This is a genomic window from Bhargavaea massiliensis, assembly GCF_018390575.1.
Classification (GTDB): domain Bacteria; phylum Bacillota; class Bacilli; order Bacillales_A; family Planococcaceae; genus Bhargavaea; species Bhargavaea massiliensis.
Genome location: NZ_JAHBCJ010000003.1, coordinates 392,109 through 410,594, shown reverse-complemented (window position 1 = coordinate 410,594; position 18,486 = coordinate 392,109). Strand labels below are relative to the sequence as shown.

The 18,486-nt window shown below is 55.4% G+C and carries 19 protein-coding genes; 9 read left to right on the top strand and 10 right to left on the bottom strand.

Annotation, left to right across the window (positions count from 1 at the left end; genetic code table 11):
• Positions 1-108 precede the first annotated feature (108 nt).
• The 9 genes from rsgA to KHA84_RS06765 form a co-directional block, all read right to left on the bottom strand.
• Positions 109-1,191: a ribosome small subunit-dependent GTPase A gene (rsgA, locus tag KHA84_RS06805; RefSeq protein ID WP_213422768.1), complete on the bottom strand. Its 1,083-nt coding sequence runs from the start codon at positions 1,189-1,191 to the stop codon at positions 109-111.
• Between the two features lie 265 nt (positions 1,192-1,456).
• Positions 1,457-2,659, bottom strand: a complete 1,203-nt coding sequence (locus tag KHA84_RS06800) for an NRAMP family divalent metal transporter (RefSeq protein ID WP_213422767.1) — start codon at positions 2,657-2,659, stop codon at positions 1,457-1,459.
• Positions 2,660-2,717: 58 nt separating this feature from the next.
• Positions 2,718-3,491 carry a LamB/YcsF family protein gene (locus tag KHA84_RS06795; protein WP_213422766.1) on the bottom strand — a complete coding sequence of 258 codons (774 nt, stop codon included), beginning with the start codon at positions 3,489-3,491 and terminating at the stop codon, positions 2,718-2,720.
• A 2-nt stretch (positions 3,492-3,493) separates the two neighbouring features.
• The gene (locus tag KHA84_RS06790) at positions 3,494-4,501 is read right to left on the bottom strand and encodes a 5-oxoprolinase subunit C family protein (RefSeq protein WP_213422765.1); all 1,008 of its coding nucleotides are present in this window, start codon (positions 4,499-4,501) and stop codon (positions 3,494-3,496) included.
• Complete coding sequence (pxpB, locus tag KHA84_RS06785; protein WP_213422764.1) at positions 4,488-5,186, bottom strand: 5-oxoprolinase subunit PxpB; 699 nt, start codon at positions 5,184-5,186, stop codon at positions 4,488-4,490. The genes KHA84_RS06790 and pxpB overlap by 14 nt, the downstream gene beginning before the upstream one ends.
• A 149-nt stretch (positions 5,187-5,335) precedes the next feature.
• Positions 5,336-5,842: a DUF3231 family protein gene (locus KHA84_RS06780; RefSeq protein ID WP_213422763.1), complete on the bottom strand. Its 507-nt coding sequence runs from the start codon at positions 5,840-5,842 to the stop codon at positions 5,336-5,338.
• 69 nt (positions 5,843-5,911) lie between these two features.
• The gene (locus KHA84_RS06775) at positions 5,912-6,358 is read right to left on the bottom strand and encodes a DUF4385 domain-containing protein (RefSeq protein ID WP_213422787.1); all 447 of its coding nucleotides are present in this window, start codon (positions 6,356-6,358) and stop codon (positions 5,912-5,914) included.
• On the bottom strand, positions 6,348-7,100 hold the full coding sequence (locus KHA84_RS06770) for an ABC transporter ATP-binding protein (protein WP_213422762.1): 753 nt from the start codon (positions 7,098-7,100) through the stop codon (positions 6,348-6,350). The genes KHA84_RS06775 and KHA84_RS06770 overlap by 11 nt, the downstream gene beginning before the upstream one ends.
• Positions 7,097-8,236: an ABC transporter permease gene (locus KHA84_RS06765; RefSeq protein WP_213422761.1), complete on the bottom strand. Its 1,140-nt coding sequence runs from the start codon at positions 8,234-8,236 to the stop codon at positions 7,097-7,099. Before KHA84_RS06765 ends, KHA84_RS06770 begins: the two co-directional genes overlap by 4 nt.
• 199 nt (positions 8,237-8,435) lie before the next feature.
• On the opposite strand from KHA84_RS06765, the gene KHA84_RS06760 reads away from it, so the two are divergent.
• The 9 genes from KHA84_RS06760 to KHA84_RS06720 all read left to right on the top strand — a co-directional run bounded on the left by KHA84_RS06760 (position 8,436) and on the right by KHA84_RS06720 (position 17,056).
• Complete coding sequence (locus KHA84_RS06760; protein WP_157293720.1) at positions 8,436-8,801, top strand: PH domain-containing protein; 366 nt, start codon at positions 8,436-8,438, stop codon at positions 8,799-8,801.
• A gap of 18 nt (positions 8,802-8,819) precedes the next feature.
• Complete coding sequence (locus tag KHA84_RS06755; RefSeq protein ID WP_213422760.1) at positions 8,820-9,692, top strand: putative RNA methyltransferase; 873 nt, start codon at positions 8,820-8,822, stop codon at positions 9,690-9,692.
• Between the two features lie 220 nt (positions 9,693-9,912).
• On the top strand, positions 9,913-10,710 hold the full coding sequence (locus KHA84_RS06750) for an ABC transporter substrate-binding protein (RefSeq protein WP_213422759.1): 798 nt from the start codon (positions 9,913-9,915) through the stop codon (positions 10,708-10,710).
• A gap of 93 nt (positions 10,711-10,803) precedes the next feature.
• The gene (locus KHA84_RS06745; RefSeq protein ID WP_092094760.1) at positions 10,804-11,469 is read left to right on the top strand and encodes an amino acid ABC transporter permease; all 666 of its coding nucleotides are present in this window, start codon (positions 10,804-10,806) and stop codon (positions 11,467-11,469) included.
• Complete coding sequence (locus tag KHA84_RS06740) at positions 11,456-12,178, top strand: amino acid ABC transporter ATP-binding protein (protein WP_213422758.1); 723 nt, start codon at positions 11,456-11,458, stop codon at positions 12,176-12,178. Before KHA84_RS06745 ends, KHA84_RS06740 begins: the two co-directional genes overlap by 14 nt.
• Positions 12,179-12,437: 259 nt before the next feature.
• A complete protein-coding gene (locus KHA84_RS06735) occupies positions 12,438-13,031 on the top strand; it encodes a TetR/AcrR family transcriptional regulator (RefSeq protein ID WP_213422757.1) in 594 nt (197 codons plus the stop codon).
• Between the two features lie 16 nt (positions 13,032-13,047).
• Positions 13,048-14,385 carry a cytosine permease gene (locus tag KHA84_RS06730; protein WP_213422756.1) on the top strand — a complete coding sequence of 446 codons (1,338 nt, stop codon included), beginning with the start codon at positions 13,048-13,050 and terminating at the stop codon, positions 14,383-14,385.
• Positions 14,382-15,479, top strand: a complete 1,098-nt coding sequence (locus KHA84_RS06725) for a DUF917 domain-containing protein (RefSeq protein WP_213422755.1) — start codon at positions 14,382-14,384, stop codon at positions 15,477-15,479. Before KHA84_RS06730 ends, KHA84_RS06725 begins: the two co-directional genes overlap by 4 nt.
• A complete protein-coding gene (locus KHA84_RS06720) occupies positions 15,476-17,056 on the top strand; it encodes a hydantoinase/oxoprolinase N-terminal domain-containing protein (RefSeq protein ID WP_213422754.1) in 1,581 nt (526 codons plus the stop codon). The genes KHA84_RS06725 and KHA84_RS06720 overlap by 4 nt, the downstream gene beginning before the upstream one ends.
• 390 nt (positions 17,057-17,446) lie before the next feature.
• Here the strand turns inward: KHA84_RS06720 and KHA84_RS06715 are convergent, their stop codons facing one another.
• A complete protein-coding gene (locus tag KHA84_RS06715) occupies positions 17,447-18,442 on the bottom strand; it encodes an ornithine cyclodeaminase family protein (protein ID WP_213422753.1) in 996 nt (331 codons plus the stop codon).
• Between the last annotated feature and the right edge of the window lie 44 nt (positions 18,443-18,486).

The window sequence follows — 18,486 nt, the reverse complement described above, 5'->3', positions numbered from 1 at the left end:
GACCAGACACGCGTTATATCCATAAAAATGACAAAACGGACCCAGAAAGACTTCTTCTGGGTCCGCTTTGTCTACAGTCTGGGATGCCCCGGCTCGGGGGCATCCGTTTCATCGTTTCTTCTGATTTTGTGCGCGGCGCACGGCCTTGGTCAGGTCCTTGCGCTGCTTTGCGCTTGCCATCCTGGCACGGGCATCGGATTTCTGTTCAATATAGGCGATTTCCCGCTGGAGCTTAAAGTAGCTGGCTAGCCGGTCCTCCGGCAGCCGGCCTTCCTCGACCGCTTCCCGGACCGCGCAGCCCGGTTCCTTACCGTGTCCGCAGTCGCGGTAACGGCAGGATTCCGCCAGCTCGTCGATGTCCCGGAATCCGGAATCCAGCCCATCGCCCTGATCCATCAGCTGAAGTTCCCTCATGCCCGGTGTATCGATCAGGCAGGCACCGCCCGGCAGCGGGATCAGTTCGCGATGGGTCGTCGTATGTCGTCCCTTCGCGTCGTCTTCCCGGATGTCCTGCACGGCCATCGTTTCCTTGCCCGACAGCGCATTCGTAAGTGTGGACTTGCCTGCACCGGAGGAGCCGAGAAGCGCGGCCGTCACCCCTTCACCGAAAAAGGCGCGGACTTCGTCGAGCCCTTCCCCGGTCACAGCACTCACGAGCACCGTATCAATACCGAATGCGACGTCTCCGAGTTCATCCAAATAATCAGCAGGGTCGTCGCAAAGATCCTTTTTCGTCAGCACGATCACCGGCCTGGCGCCCGAATCCCAGGCCGCCACCAGATACCGCTCCAGCCTGCGGGCGTTAAAGTCGGCATTCAGGCTCATGACAAGAAAGACGACGTCCACATTCGCCGCGACGATCTGTTCCTCCACCCGCTGCCCCGCTTCCTTGCGTGTAAAGACCGAAGTCCGGTCAAGCAGCGCATGGATGATTCCTTTCTCCTCGCCGGGCATCTGCTCCACGAGCACCCAGTCCCCGACTGACGGGAAATCCATCCGTCCGGCCGAATGGAACGCAAAACTGCCCGAAACAGTCGACAGCCACTCCCCCTGCTCCGTCACAACGCGGTACATCCGTTTGTGTTCAAGGACCACCCGGCCCGGAATGCACCGGGAAAACTCAGGTGTCGCCATCAGGCTCTCCGCCTGAGCCTTGAACGGATCTTTAAAACCAAATTGGGTCATATTCAAATTCATTTCCTCCTGTTTGTCCGTGACCATAAGAAAAACCTCCGACAGCTTACCGGCAATCCGGCGGCTGTGGAGGTTCTCAGGCACGCGAAACAGGAGAACGCGTCAAAACGCGCCCCGCAGGCGTGTGAGTCCAGGCCGACCGGATTGTTGCATTGCAATCTCCACTTTAGCCATCTCACATCACCTGCTTTCCGTTGTTGGTAAAAACAGAATACCAAGACAGGGGCTGTCCCGTCAATCAGGTTCAGAAAATTTTATCCGATTACTTAAACAACTGCGGTATCCCGTTGATCAGGGAATACCCGCCCATCAAAGCCATTGCGATGACCGTGATGATCCCGAGAACGGTCAGCCAAGCCGGATGCTTGTAATCCCCGACAACGCTCGTCTTGTAGGCGGCAATCAGCATGACGCCGAGCGCAAGCGGCAGGATGAGGCCGTTCAGTGAGCCGACCAGCACAAGGATCTTAACCGGCTGTCCGACAATGACAAAGACGAGGGTCGAAATCAGAATGAACCCTATGATGAATTTCTTGGCATGCCGGTCGATCCACGGGCTGAACGAACGGATAAAGGAAACGGACGTATATGCAGCCCCGACGACGGATGTCACTGCTGCGGACCACATGACGACACCGAAGATCTTATATCCGATGTTTCCTGCCGCATGCTGGAAGACGGATGCCGGCGGATTACCCGGATCCAGTTTCAGCCCTTGCGAGACGACACCCAGGACGGCAAGAAACAGAAGGATTCGCATAAGCGAGGCGACCCCGATGGCAGTGACCGCGCTTTTGGTAACGACGGGCAGGTATTCTTTCCCCTTGATGCCGGCATCAATCAGCCGGTGGCCGCCCGCGAATGTAATGTAACCGCCGACTGTTCCTCCGACAAGCGTGACGATCGCCAAAATGTCCAACTCGAGTGGTGCAACGGTCCGCAGTGCCGCTTCCCCGTATGGGGGCTGTGCGGTGAACATCACATAAAGCGTGAGGGCGATCATGACAAAGCCCAGAATTTGCGTGAACCGGTCCATGGCGCGGCCCGCTTCCTTGACGACAAAGATGCCGACAGCGAGAACGCAGCTGATGATGGCACCTGTTTTCGGATCAATGCCAAAAAGCACATTCGCACCCAGTCCCGCACCGCCGATGTTGCCGATGTTAAAGGCGAGACCGCCCATCACGACAAGCAATGCCAGCACATAGCCGAGGCCGGGCAGTACATCGTTTGCAATGTCCTGCGCCCGCTTGCCGGAGACGGCGATGATCCGCCAGATGTTCAGCTGCGCGGCAATGTCGATTACGATTGAAATCAGGATGACGAACGCAAAGCTGGCCAACAGTTGCTCGGTAAATACCGTTGTTTGTGTGAGAAAGCCCGGTCCGATGGCCGAGGTGGCCATCAGGAACGCGGCACCGAGCATGACACTACGCAATTGTTTTTTCTCTAATGTCTGATTCATTTGTTTCCCCCTGAATGAAGCATGATTCGCTCTTTCTCTTGGATCTGCCTGTTCCTAATCATGAAAATCGGCTGCCGATTTTCTCTACCCGGACCCCTTCATCGGGCAGCAGGCCTTTGAGCCGCCGGGCGAACTCGAGTGCGGTTACCCCGTCGCCATGGATGCAGACAGTATCTGCCCTCAAGGCAAAGTCCGTCTCATCGACTGTCAGCACCTTGCCCTCTTTGACCATCCGGACCACCTGTGCTCCTGCAGTTTCCGGGTCCGTGATTAGCGCATTCGGTTCCCGTCGGTTCGTGAGTGATCCGTCCGGCTGATACGTCCGGTCCGAGAAGACTTCGCTTGCGGTCCGGAGGCCAATTTTCTCTCCGGCCCTGACCAGTTCGCTGCCCGACAGGCCGAACAGAATCAGTTCAGGATTGACCGCATACACCGCCTCCGCAATCGCCTCCGCCAGTGAAATGTCCTTTGCCGCCATGTTATAGAGCGCGCCGTGCGGCTTGACGTGCTGCATCACGCCTCCCTCTGCCCGGATGAACGCATCGAGCGCGCCGATCTGGTACATCGTGAGGTCATACGCCTCTTCCGCTGAAATCGCCATGGCTCGCCGGCCGAACCCGGCCAGGTCAGGCGTTCCGGGGTGGGCACCGATGCCGACGCCTTTTTCCAGTGCCATCCGTACCGTTTTCTTCATGACCGAAGGATCGCCCGCGTGGAAGCCGCAGGCAATGTTCGCACTTGTGATGAGATCGAGGATCTCCTCATCATTCCCCATCGTATAGGCACCGAACGATTCTCCCAAATCGCAGTTCAGGTCTACTTGATAATCCATGTTTATACCCCTTTCATTTTCAGCTCAATGGCCAATTTCAGTTCTGCGAGTTCTTTCTTTTGTTGCATCAGCAGCTGCTGGGCCTCTTCGACGGACACTTCCCTGAATCGCAGCTTTGCCCCCGGCTTCATCTGGGCGACAAGCGGAAGGTCGACCGTTGCCGCCTGGCCGATCTTCGGGTAGCCCCCGGTTGTCTGCCGATCCGCCATAAGCAGGATCGGGCTTCCGCCAGACGGCACCTGGACCGCTCCGGCCACGACGCCTTCCGAAAGAAGCTCTCGCGGCTCGGATAGACGGAGCGTCTCGCCTTTCAGCCTGTAGCCCATCCGGTCTGATTCGGAAGAGACGGTGAACGTTCCGTTAAAGAACAGTGACCTGCTTTCTCCATCAAACCAGTGATGCTGCGGCCCTTTCATCATCCGGATTTCCGCCTCATTTCCGTAACGCGGAACAAGTTCATCCGAGACGGACCAGTCCGCGGCACAGAATTTTCGGTCGCCGGCTTTGGACAAGGCTTTCTCCGCCCAATGCTTTGCGAGAATAGACGGCTTCCCGGTCTGAAGCGTGTCGCCCTTCTCGAGACAACGGCCTTCCAGACCGCCGATGCGGGCTTTTGTATAAGTCGACCGGCTGCCCATCACTTCCGGCACATCGATTCCGCCGGCGACTGCAATATAAACCCGCCAGCCCGAGACCGGCTGTCCGAATGTAAGGACCGCTCCAGCCTTTACGGCAATCGGCCTCCACATCGGGACAGGTTTCCCATCAATACCCGGCGACAGGTCCCCGCCGGCCAATGCAATCAGACTGTCCGCCTCAAAGCGGATGGTTGGCCCGGCAAGTGCCGCTTCAATCGAGGCGCATGTTTCACTGTTTCCGACCAGAAGATTCGCTACCCGGTGTGCATATGTATCCATCGCGCCGCCCGCGACCACCCCGAATTGCTGGAAACCCGGGCGACCCAAATCCTGTACGGACGTTTGGAGGCCCGGCTTTTCAATCATGAGCATGACGGTCAGCCTCCATCTGTAAGTATTCATCGGTTGAGATCGGACTGAACCTGACTTGATCCCCCGGCCGGAGGAGGCTCGGAATCTCTTCGTCAGGCAGGAACAGTTCGATCGGCGTCCTGCCGATGAGCTGCCATCCACCCGGCGTTCCGATCGGATAAACACCGGTCTGTGCACCGGCAATCCCGACTGTCCTGGCCGGTATCTCCAGCCTTGGCGACGGCCGCCTCGGGGCTGCGATCCGTTCATCCATTCCGCCCAGGAAAGGGAACCCGGGGGCGAAACCGATCATCTTTACGTCATATGTAGTGCCGGAGTGGATCCGGATGACTTCTTCCTCGGTCAGTCCGTTGTGTTCCGCGACAAATGCAAGGTCAGGCCCGAACTCGCCACCGTAACAAACGGGGATTTCGACGGTACGGCCATCTCCTTTTCCGGCCGGCCTGATATCCGACAATTGTTCACGCAACTTCCTCTCCATTGCGCTGTAAGTCATTCCTCCATCAGCCTCATAGCAGACCGTGACCGTAATGTAAGCCTGGATCACGTCGGACACACCGGGAATCTCTGCCCGGGTGATGGTTTCGGCAATCGCCCGCACCATTGCTGTGGATTCTTCACTGATCGACTCACCGGCAGTTACAACGATTGCCCCGTCCCCAAGCGGGTGATAGTTCAACTCCATAGACATCCCTTCTTTCTATCCAGACTCTTTTGACAGATTCCGTCGAAAATCCTCCCTAAGAAACGAATCTTGTCACTTTCCTTCTTTTGGAAATCCGGTGGCAGCCAGGGAATGACAAAAGCGCCCCGCATCAGCGGAGCGCTTTTTGTTCAGTTGCTTTTCTGCTGGTGGAGCGGCGGCGTCATCAGCCAGCCTTTCTGCTTCGTAAGACGGAGCAGCCTGGCTCCCGCAGTGGCGCGGTCAGCATGGAACCGGGCAAAATGCGCCGCCACATCCTCGCGGCTGCACTGGCCCATCACTTCACTGCAGGATACAAGTCCCTGTCCGGCGTTGACGCCGAGAATTGCGGCAATTTCCTGGTCCGCGAATTTTGCGCCGGGCGGAATGTCCTCGGAAGAAGCTTTCCCGCGGGACGGCAGTGCCGGCGGCGGTGTGACGCCGTTTTCCTTCAGGATCTTCTCGATTGATGTATTTTCGGACTTCATCATCTTGATTGAATCCTCGATCACACCGATCAGTTCCTTGTCGCCCGCATGATTCACAAATGCCTCGTACATACTGACCAAGCCATTGTTCGCGGCAACGTAAGCCCAGATACCGACAACTTCACCATAATGCAGCGGTTCATTTTTCGGATTGTCACTCATGACACCCATTGGCGAATCCCCCATCCTTTCAGTAATCACATTCAGTATGGGGAGAATCGGTCCATTTATGCAGATTAATTATCCGTATTTTTTCTGATGATCTTTTTTGCGCCCGAGATAGTCCTCTTCTTCACGGATCCGGTCCCAGTATTCTTTGAAGATGGCTGCGGATTCGGCCTTTACCTGATCCTCGGTCCGCTCGTGTGTCGTCCCGTCCTCCTTATACTTCCGGCCGCCCTTATAGTTGGTGTAGCGCCTTGCCCTCGTATAGCCCATCTGGATGAATTTGCGCGCCATATCCATGCCGACAAAGTCATCGTCTTTCCGGTAATCCTCAAACATTTCATAAAGCGTCTCGGCGGACTTTTTGGCAATGTCCGGCGTCCGGAACCGCCAATGAGGAAGAAGCTCGCTTTTGTACGGTTCCACGAGGAGAACGCCCTGCTCGCCCCTGCCCACCCGGTACAGATCCGGTCTTTCCCTGAAATCGATCGTAGCGAAATCCAGGTCATAGTCAAATGCCATCGTCATTCCCGCCTTTCTCCAGGAAGTCCGTCCGATTTTCCTCCAGCAGTCCCGCACCGCCTTTGTCGGATTCGAGATGCAGGACCCCATCGACCATTTTATAGACTTTATCCACATAGTCAGTGAGCCGGGTATCATGCGTGACGACAATCGTCGCTGCATGTTTCTTTACCGCCGCGCTTTTCAGTAGCTTCATCACCTCGAACGCCCGGTCCGAGTCGAGCGACGCGGTCGGCTCGTCGGCAAGCAGGAGCGACGGGTTGCTGTAGAGCGACTTGGCGATGGCGACGCGCTGCCGCTCACCGCCCGACAGATCGTTCGGATACTTATTCGTCAGTTTGGTGATGCCGAGCTCCTCCAAAAGACCATCCCGCTCCTCCTTGGACATATTCCCCTTCTTGACCTTATCCAGCAGCTTCAGCTGGTCGGAAACGGTCAGGAACGGGACGAGATTGGAGGACTGGAGGATGAACCCGACATGCTCGAGGCGCACTTTGGAGCGGTCCTTTTCCCCGAGTTCGGTGATCCGCTCGCCGGCAATCCGCACTTCTCCCTCAGTCGGGCCCTGCAGGCCGCCGCCAATCGTCAGAAGTGTCGACTTCCCTGAGCCTGATGGCCCGATGATCGCAATCACTTCGCCGCGGCTCACATTCAGAGAGGTTTTCTTTAATGCCCGGACTTCCGTTCTTCCCGAGCCGAACGTTTTCGTCACATCTTCCATCTTCAATACATGTCCCGTCATCCCGAGATCGCCTCCAGCGGATCAATTTTCACAATCGTCCAGACCGACACAAGCGCCCCGAAGATTGCCACGACAATCAGGACGGCTCCGTAAATCGCCATCATGCCGTAGTCAAATGACACCGGCACGGCCGCCGGCAAAAACTGACCTGTCAGCACCGTCAGGCCGAAGCCGAACAGCACGCCAATGACCGCCAGGATGAACGTTTGCGCGATAACTGACCGGGACAGATACGCGCTCGAGATGCCCTGCGCCTTCATGACTCCAAACATGCTGATCTTCTGTACTGTGAGCACATACAGGAAGATCGCAACAACTGCCGCCGAAATGGCGAACAGGAAGTAGATCATAAATGTCAGTGTCAAATTTTGCTCGGTGTAGCCCGGAAGGTTTTCGATGAACGTTTCAGACTCCAAATATTCAAGATCATCCGGTACTTCATCGGACTGGCTGCCTTTGACGACGATTGCATTCACCATCTCCGGCTGTTCCACTGTTTCCCCGGGTAGTCCCTGGTCGTCCTCTGCGGGCTGCCCGTCAGGATTCTCAGCGCTCCCTTCCTGCTGGGCCAGTGCCGCGGCACCCGGACGCACCTTTTCAAAATCCTCCAGATTCATATATAGTACCGGGGCTGCATTAAAACGGGCCTCGTCCGTGAATCCCGTGATGGTGAGCATCACTTCGGATCCGGAAAGGTCCAGCTCATCCCCGACGGAGAACCCTTCCTCCTTCAGGCTGTCCGACGCGATCACCTCGAACTCATCCGAGAACTCGTCGCCTTCGGTCGGCTCCGGCATGATGAATTCATCCGGGCGGATGCCGAACAGGGCGACACCGCTCTTCGCAACTCCATTATCGGCAATCAGATTCGTCTGGGCGAGCACCGCCGTTTCATCCGCCACGACCTCATCGGCGAGGTCAGCCTCCATCATTGACTGCGTCAGGCTCTTATCCGACTCATCAGTCAGATAGATGCCATCCGCCTGCCACTTATCGACCGCCTCCCGGTTCAGGCCCGCCAGACCCGATGCCAGACCTGACAGGAAGAATACGAGATATGACACTAGCAGCAGAACGGCCGTTACAAGAGCAAACCGGAGTTTACTTTGCCTGATTTCTCTCCATGCCAAAAACATGTCCCCAACTCCTCTGATTTTGAAAAAACCTTCTTCTTTGTACCTATTACTTCTACCCCAGGCTCTGAAGCGGAAACCGTTACGATAGTTTAAATATGACTGATTCTCACATCACCTAATGTGCATTCGAGTCGTTGGCCTTTTTTACCGGTTATGAGATGATAGAGGAAATATTCTGTGTATATAAGGAGGAACAAAAATGGCTGATCTGAGTGGTATGCTTGCATGGACATTTTCACAGGAAGTAGCAATTCCCGATGACGTAGAGAATTTGCTGATTGATGGAGAAGAAGCTGTTGTTGCCTATAAAACGGTCAGGGATGTCGCAGTCGTGACGAATAAGAGATTCATCATCTCCGACAAACAAGGTTTAACCGGTAAAAAAGTCGAAGTCTATACGATCCCTTTCAACTCCATTAATATGTATTCAACTGAAAATGCAGGTAAGCTTGACTTCAATGCGGAAATCGAACTTTGGACTCGTGCCGGAAAGATGAAAATCAATCTCGGACGGGGTGTAGATATCCGGAAACTTGATAAAATCATTGCTCAAGCAATTTTGTAAGCAAAAGAAGGTGTTGTCGTGTCAAAACGAATTGAGGGCGCCCGGCGTGCCGCGCGGATTGTACATGCGCTGAAATGCCCGGTCTGCGGAAAACCGGTCAGCGTCGAGGATGAAGGCAGGCTGCTGTGCCCGGAAAACCATTCATTCGACTTTGCAAAGCAGGGCTATGTAAACGTGCTGACCCGGCCGGCAGGCGGCCATTACGATAAAGAACTATTTGAGGCAAGACGAAGGATCATGATGGACAGCGGGCTGTATGCCCCGTTTCACAAAACGGCGGCGGATCTGGTCCGGGAGATGTCCCTGCCCTCAGGTGTGCCGGGCGTCATTGCCGATATCGGCTGCGGCGAAGGTACGCACCTTCACCGGATCCTGGAGGAGCTGAGCGGATTGAACGTGATCGGAGCGGGGCTCGACATCGCTAAGGAAGGCGTCCAGCTCGCGGCAAGAGATTTCCAGGATGCGGTCTGGCTTGTCGGCGACCTGGCACAGTCACCGTTTGCAGATCACTCTATCCACGTCATTCTGAATATCCTTTCGCCGTCCAATTACGAAGAATTCACGAGGATGCTTGCTCCAGGAGGCAGACTCATCAAGGCCGTGCCCGGTGCCGGCTATTTGCGGGAGCTCCGGGAAGCCCTTTATTCGGATGAGCGGCAAACGTATTCCAATGAAGAAACCATCGGACTGTTCGACCGGCATTTCCGCCGTACGGAGACGGTAACGCTTCGGTACTCCGTCCATCTCGAGCGCGAGCAACTTGAGGGTCTGGTGCGCATGACCCCGCTTTCCTGGTCACCGGATCCGGAAGCGGCCAGAAAGTTTCTCGACCGCGAGTCAGCGGAAATCACCGTAGAGCTGGAGCTTCTGGTCGGAGAGCCCAGAGACTAGGCCGCGGTATGTTAGCGTCTCAATCAGGTATGTAAATCGTCTCAATGCAGTATGTTAACGTCTCATCAGAAGTCAGTACGTTCCACCTGCCCTCTATAGGTCTGCAACCGATTTCTCTAAAGAAATCGGTTTTTTTGCATGAATTTGCACTTTACAGACTGGGTCTAACAGTCTATAATCATCTAAACTAATAAATATACAACCAATGGAGGTTTTATACATGCTCAAGAAAGCACTGTTCGCATCGGTCGCATCCGCGGCACTTTTCCTGGCAGCCTGCGGCTCGGGCGGGGATTCCACATCCGGCGACACGGCGGACAAATCGGGGGACAGCGCCGAAACAAAAGTCCTGAAGATGGGTACGTCCGCTGACTTCCCTCCTTTTGAATTCCGTGACGAAGCCGGCAAGGAAATCGGGTTTGATATTGATCTTGCCAACCACATCGCAGACGAACTCGGCTATGAGCTGGAGATTCATGACATGAAGTTCGACGGCCTGATCGGCGCCCTCAACACAGGCCGCGTCGACATGGTTCTCTCCGGCATGAGCGCCACGGATGAGCGAAAACAGAACGTTGACTTCTCGACCGAGTACAATCGCTCCGGTGAATTCTTCGTCACCACCAAGGATTCCGACATTAAAACCATCGAAGACCTCGAAGGCAAAACGGTCGGCGTCCAGTTGGGCACAATCCAGGAAGACGGGGCGAAGCGCCTGAAGGAGAATGAAGGGATCAACTTTGAACTCAAAGCGCTCGACAACTCCCTCCTGCTTATCCAGGAACTGAAAACAGGACGCATTGATGCCGCCTATATGGATAAATCCGTAGCGGTCGGACACGTCGAAGAACAGGGCCTTGGCGGATTCGACGATCCGACAACAAGCTCTCCTGGCATGGCGGTCGCCTTCCCGAAAGACAGCGAACTCGTCGAAGACGTGAACAAAGTACTTGCCGACATGGAAGAAGACGGCTCGCTTCAGGAACTCAAGGACAAGTGGCTGTCCGACCAGGAATAAGCCAACTGGCAGGGGTTGCCCGCTTTTCCGGCAGCCCCTTTTCCTATCCAACTTCCCGCATGGCCGGGACAACAGAAAAGAGTTGAATCCACCATGAATCTAGATTTTACGCAGATGACCCCCTATATCCCCTATATGCTGGAAGGCATCTGGGTAACGTTGAAGTTTGTCGCGGTCGCGCTTCTGATCGGTGCACTGATCGGAACACTGCTCGCCCTGTTTAAGATCAGCGGTCCCGCTCCTCTCCGGGCATTCGCAATCGCCTATACATCCATTTTCCGCGGTACACCGCTGATCCTTCAGCTGATGCTGATCTACTTTGCCGTCCCACAGCTGACGGGCTATGACATCACTCCGTTTTTGTCGGCCATCACGGCATTCGGGCTGAACTCCGCAGCCTATATTTCCGAGATCATCCGTGCCGGCATCCAGGCGGTCGACAAAGGCCAGGTCGAGGCGGCACAGGCGCTCGGCGTCCCGTACCGAGCAATGATGAAGGACATCATCCTGCCGCAAGCATTCAAAAACATCCTGCCTGCGCTCATGAACGAAGTCATCACCCTCACGAAGGAATCCGCACTTGTTTCGACGATCGGCTACCTGGATCTCATGCGCCGCGCGCAGGTCGTCGGGGCCAGCATGTACCGCCAGTTCGAGCCGCTGCTCTTTGTGGGACTCATCTACTGGGTGCTCGTCATGATCCTCACGCTTATCGGACGCAAAATCGAAAGGAGGCTGAAGGCAAGTGATATCCGTTAAAGGACTCATCAAATCATTCGGTGACCTGGAGGTCCTGAAGGGCATTTCGACTAATGTCGATGCGGGCCAGGTCATCGCCGTCATCGGCCCGTCCGGCTCCGGCAAATCAACGTTCCTCCGCTGCCTGAACAAGCTGGAGGAACCGACCGGCGGAACCGTCGAAATCGCCGGGTTCAACATCACCGACAAAAAAGCCGACATCCGGGCCGCGCGCCAGGAAATCGGCATGGTGTTCCAGCACTTTCACCTGTTCCCCCACCTTACCGTCCTCGGCAACCTGACGTATGCCCCGATGAAAGTGAAAGGGGAAACGAAAGCGAAGGCAGAGGAAAAAGCACGCACTCTCCTCAAGCGGGTCGGCTTGTCCGAAAAGGCAGATTCCTATCCGGCAAGCTTGTCCGGCGGTCAGAAACAGCGCGTCGCCATCGCCCGTGCACTCGCCATGGAACCGAAGCTGATGCTGTTCGACGAACCGACATCCGCCCTCGACCCGGAAATGGTCAAGGAAGTGCTCGACGTCATGAAAGACCTTGCGAAAAGCGGCATGACGATGATCGTCGTCACCCACGAGATGGGCTTTGCCCGCGAAGTCGCCGATCGCGTCCTGTTCCTCGACCAGGGCAAACTGGTCGAAGAAGGCACACCGGACGAATTCTTCGGAAATCCGAAGACCGACCGTGCGAGGGACTTTCTTGAGAAAGTGCTTTGAGGAGGAGTGCCGGCGGATGGCCACCTTCGGACATCTTCACACTCACTCCTTTATACGAAAAAGCGATGCCCGCGCGGCATCGCTTTTTTTCGTATGAAAATCGCATCTGTGCCATTCTTCAAACTCAGCCACCACATTTAAATGTAAGCGCACACAATAAGAAAGAAAATTTTATTCAATTTATTTTTTCTGAAATATTATTGCTTTCTGTAATATATCATATTATAATTTCACCTAACACTCGTTAGGCGGTGAATAAATGACTCAAGAGTTATTATTGCAGGCAGCTCTTCAGCTTTATGCAAAGCACGGTTATCAGGGGGCGTCGATGAGGAAGATCGCCGAAGAAGTGGGTATCAAGCCTGCGTCGATCTATTTCTTCTTCAAGAATAAGGAAGAATTGTTCCGGGAGGTGTTCAAGCGAACCCTGGCCCGGCACAATGATGCGATGCGCAAGACCCTTCAGCGTCATACCGATGAGCCTGTCGAGAAAATCTTTGCCGCCATGCTCCGGACGACCGTCGATCACCATGCCGGAGACAGGGACGAGATGGCGACCTATATCTCACTTGTTATTTCTCCGCCGACGCCGGACTTCCAGAAGCAGCTGGACGATTATTTCAGTAGCTTCAGTATCTGGCTGGCGGATGCACTGAACGATGCGCTGCGCAGAGACTTCCCCGACATTACCGATTCCGAGGCCACTTCGGTGATCGGTCAATATGTTCTTCTTGCCAACGGCATTTTCTGGAGCATCAACATTTTCAGTCCTAATGAATTGGCCTTCCAGCTGCGGATGGCCGAACAGATGCTGCAAGCTTCATTCACGGCACTTCAGAAAAAACACAATTAAAAAGGAGGGAATTCAGATGGAAAACCGATTCAATAATCAATTGGTGGAGGACTACGAGCGGGAACCAGTTCCGCAACACAAGAGAAAGGGCTGGATCAAACTATCCATCGTCTGGATCGGCGGCATTGTTGCGCTCTCGGCCACTGCACTTGGCGGCGCTCTGGGGGCAGGCATGGCGATGGGTGATGCCCTGATTGCTACATTCATCGGCTGCTTCATCCTCGCCGTGCTGTCCGCATTGTGCTGCACGGTCGGTGCGAAAACCGGGCTCTCCACCCCATTCGTCTCAATGTTCGCGCTCGGCCGCTATGGCTCCTTTGCCGTTTCCGCGATCGTCGCCATCTCGCTTTTCGGGTGGTTTGGTGTACAGCTTGATCTTTTTGGCTCCAGCCTGCAGAGCATCCTGTTTGACGTGTTCGGCTGGAACGTCAACCAGAAACTGCTGGTCATCCTTGGCGGTGTTCTCATGACGACCACCGCGTTTATCGGCTATAAAGCCATTGAGAAACTGAGTCTGTTCGCAGTTCCGCTCCTGGCCGCGCTGCTCATCGCCTCACTCATGAAAGTTATGAACGGCAGGGACCTTTCTGAAGTTGCCGCCGCCCCGCTTGCGAGTGATCCGCTGAGTGTCGGTGTGGCCATCTCCCTGATCATCGGTTCACTTGCAGTCGGCGCAATTATCGGCCCCGATATTTCGCGTTACGCCAAATCCGTGAAGGATGCAGTAATCTCCTCGTTCGTCGGATTCTTTGTCGGATTCAGCATCGTCCTGATCATTGCCGCGCTTCTCGCCAAAGCGACGACACAGGTAGATATCGTGGAAATCATGCTCGGACTCGGCTGGGGCACTGGTGCCTTGCTCATCCTCATCCTTGCGCAGTGGACGACGAATGACAACAACCTGTACTCCTCGGCGCTTGGTTTCTCCGTCATCTTCCAGAGCGTGCCGAAGTACATCCTGACAATCGTGGCGGGCGTCATTGGCACCGGGATGGCGGTCGGCGGAATTTACGAGAACTTCATCCCGTTCCTCATATTCCTGAGTGCGCTCATCCCGCCAATCGGAGGCATCTACGTCGTCGATTATCTGATGAATAAAAAGAAATACAGTTTCGAAAACCTTGCCGACAACGTCCCGGTCAACTGGGGCAGCGCCGCAGTGTGGGTGATGGCTGCCCTCGTTGCCTTTATGACGGCGCCCGCACCGAACGGCTTCGGCCTGTTCACCTTCACAGGCGCTTCGGGATTCGACGCATTCCTTGCTGCATGCGTGTTCCAATTCATCTTCAATAAGTTTTTGCAGGGGGCACCAGCAGTTGTCGCCCTGTCCAACCAAAGGGGGAGCATCAAATGAGACTGATCGGAAAAGAAGAAATCGAGAATATTGCAATCGGTGCGGCGCTATTGGGCACCGGAGGAGGCGGCGACCCCTATATCGGCAAACTGATGGCGATCCAGGCGGTCGAGGAGAACGGGCCGATCCGACTCCTCAGCCTGGATGAAGTACCGGACGACGCACTGATCGTCCCGTCGGCGATGATGGGCGCCCCGACGGTCATGGTCGAGAAGATTCCGAGCGGCCATGAGGCACTCGCCGCTTTCAAGTCACTGAAGGACTTCCTCGGTCAAGAGATTTACGCTACTATGCCGATCGAGGCGGGCGGGGTCAACTCCCTGCTGCCGCTTGCCCTTGCCGCGCAGATCGGTCTTCCGGTCATCGACGCGGACGGGATGGGACGTGCATTCCCGGAGCTTCAGATGGTCACGTTCTACCTGGAAGGCGCATCCGCCACACCAATGGTCCTGTCTGATGAAAAAGGCAACAGCCTCCTGCTGAACACAATCGACAGCGTATGGGCAGAACGGATCGCCAGAAGCGTAACAGTCGAGATGGGCGGCTCCGTCATGAATGCAATTTATCCCATGGAAGGCCATTTTGTGAAAAAAGCGTCCATCAAAAACATCCTGACGCTTGAAGAAGAGATCGGCAGGACCGTCCGTGAAGCAATGAAGCAGAACATCAACCCGATTAAAGACGTACTTGAACTCGTTGGCGGCACCGCCCTTTTTGAAGGTAAAGTGACCGATATCAACCGGAGAACGGAAGGCGGCTTCGCCAAAGGCACCGCCACAATCGACGGGCTGAACAAAAACAAAGGATCCGATTGCCGTCTCCACTTCCAGAACGAACATCTACTATGCGAAGTTGACGGCAAAGTCCGTTGTGTGACGCCTGACCTGATCGCCGTCGTGGATTCCGAGACCGGTATGCCGATCACGACGGAAGGACTGCGCTACGGCGCACGCTGCACCGTCATCGGCATACCATGCGATGAAAAGTGGCGCACCGAGAAGGGAATCGCCACCGCAGGCCCGCGCTATTTCGGCTACGACACAGACTTCACACCGATTGAACAACTAAACGCGAAAGCAGGAATAACAAAATGACAAATTACCGTCTTGGAATTGATGTCGGCGGAACCCATACCGATGCCGTTATCTTGGATGAAGCGTATCGGGTCATCGCGTCCGTCAAAGCAACGACGACAGTGGACGTCAGCAAAGGAATCTATTCGGCCATGCGCCAAGTCGTCGAAAAATCGGGAGTGCCGGTTTCGGACATCCGCCATGCCATGCTCGGCACAACCCACTGCACGAATGCCATCGTTGAGCGAAAGCGCTTGAACCAGGTTGCAATCATCCGAATCGGTGCCCCTGCGACACTCGCTATCAAACCGCTTGTTGGCGTGCCGGACGACCTGCGGGAGATTCTGGGCAAGCATACCCACATCGTGCGCGGGGGCCACGAATTCGACGGGCGAGAAATTGCGGAACTGGACGAAGAAAAAATCCGCGCGATTGGACGGGAACTGAACGGACAGGTCGATTCCGTCGCTATCACCTCCGTCTTTTCCCCTGTCTCCGCCGTACATGAAGAGCGCGCAGCGGAAATCATTCGCGAAGAAATGGGGCCGGATGTCGCCCTGTCCCTCTCAAGTGAAATCGGAAGCGTCGGACTCCTCGAGCGCGAAAACGCAACCATCCTGAATGCTGCCATCGTCAATGTCGCGCGCTCCACCGCTGACGGATTCGTCAAGGCGCTTGAACAGGAAGGCATTCATGCAGAAATTTTCTTCGGCCAGAATGATGGCACACTGATGTCCGTCGAGTACACCGTTAAATATCCGATTCTGACGATTGCCTGCGGTCCTACAAACAGCCTCCGGGGCGCAGCCTACCTGACTGACCGACCGGATGCACTCGTCGTCGATGTCGGCGGTACGACAACGGATGTCGGCGTCCTTGTCGACTCATTCCCCCGCCAATCTTCCCTTGCAGTGGAGATTGGCGGAGTCCGCACGAACTTTCGCATGCCGGACATTGCGGCGATCGGTCTCGGAGGAGGGACGATCATCCGCCTGGAAGGCGACGGCTCCTTCCAAATCGGTCCACAGTCCGTCGGCCATCGTCTGAATGAAAAAAGTCTCATCTTCGGTGGCGATACGCTGACGGCCACCGATGTCGCAGCCGCACTCGGAGTCATCAATCTCGGGGATCGCGACAAGGTGGCACACCTGGACCGCGGTCTCCTGGAAGCCGTCTACGCCCGCATGGTCGAAATGGTCGAAGAAACCATCGACAAAATGAAGACCAGCGCGGATCCTGTACCGGTCATGCTTGTCGGCGGCGGTGGCATCCTCTTTCCAACCCGTCTGAAAGGCGCTTCGGAAGTGATCCGACCTAAAAATGCAGGGGTGGCCAACGCCATTGGATCTGCCATCTCACAAGTCAGCGGTCAAGTCGAGAAAATCTTCCTCGTCGACGAAATCGGGCGCGAAGCCGCTCTCGAGGAAGCCAAGCGGCTCGCCTTCGAAGAAGCCGCCAAAGCCGGCGCCGACACCGAATCCCTCATCATTGTTGACTTGGAAGAAGTTCCGCTATCCTACCTGCCGGGCAATGCCACAAGGATCCGCGCAAAAGCCGCCGGAGATCTTGCGATGAACAAACAACCGGCGATCCGGTGAACGGATGAAATCTTATACTGCGGACAGGCCATTGAAGTCTGCACATGAAAAAGCGATGCCCGCGTGGCATCGCTTTTTTCATGTGACCATCTGCACCGGAGGACACTGACCATCCCAATGTCAATAATCCAACCAGGCAGGGTGCAGTTTCGTCATTCATGGGCTCAGTTTCATCGTTCACGCCGCCGGTTTCGTCATTCGCAGACAACTTCTCATTGAATGACGAAACTTCAGGAGCGAATCAAGAAACGCAGCAGGCAACCACATGCCGCGTCACTGAAATCACTAAATACATCATTGTAAAAGCCGCGGCTTTTACGACGCCAGTCTGCGGTAAGCGTACACTTCCAGTGCAGCAAAAAGCCGGCATCGCTGCCGGCCCATTCCTACTTATACCTCAACCTGTACGCCTTGCCTGCCTGCTTCCGCCTTGCGGTAGACGCCCTTGGCCACCGCCAGATCGTAATAAGCGGCGCCGACGCATTTGAAGAAAGTGATCTCTTCTTCGGTTTCTCGGCCGGATACTTGTCCGGTCACAAGGTGCACAAGCTCCCCGTGGAGTTCATCAAATGACCAGGCTCCTGAGCGGTCGGCATGAATCAGTTCTCCCGCTTCCTCTTTCACGCCATGCAGGTCATCCGCGATGATTTTCGAGCAGCGGCGAATAAATGTCTCGTCCACTTCCCGCATGTGCGGCAGATAGGATCCGACCCCGTTCACATGCGTACCCGGACGGATTGTTTCACCGTCAAATACCGGCGTCTCGGAGCGTGTTGCGCAGTTGATGACATCCGCCCTTTTTACCGCCTCATCGACATCATCGACAATCTCGATCGATACGTCAGCCGAGATCCGCCCTTCCCTTCTTAGCCGCTCGCCGAATGCTTCCGCCTTCGAACGCGTCGGATTGACCAACAGGATTTCCCGAATCTCACGGACAGCCAGCACGCCGAGCACCTGCTCGTATGCCATGCCTCCGGTTCCGATCACACAAAGGACCGATGCCTCTTTTCTGGCTAGTCGGTCTGTCGCCAGACCGCTCATCGCTCCGGTCCTGAGCCGCGTCAGGAACGATGCGTTCAGCATCGCCAGGTGACGGCCGTCTGTGGCATCGGTCACGAGCACAACGCCTTGAGTGGTCGGCAGCCCATTTGTTTTCGGGTTCTCAGGGAAGATTGTCACCGTCTTGTTCGCCGCGATTCCTTCCGACAGGTCCGCGCATGGCATGTACAGCACCGATGCGCTCCGTTCCGGGAATTCGATGACCGTGCGGATCGGATTTTCGATTTTCCCGTCCGCAAGAGAATGAAGCGTCGCCTTTACATCTGGGATGGCATCTTCCATTCCGTACATTTCCAAGATCTGCTGTTCATTCATGATAATCAAAACGCATTACCCACCTTTGTTTTTCCTGCATGCTGTTCCTTCAC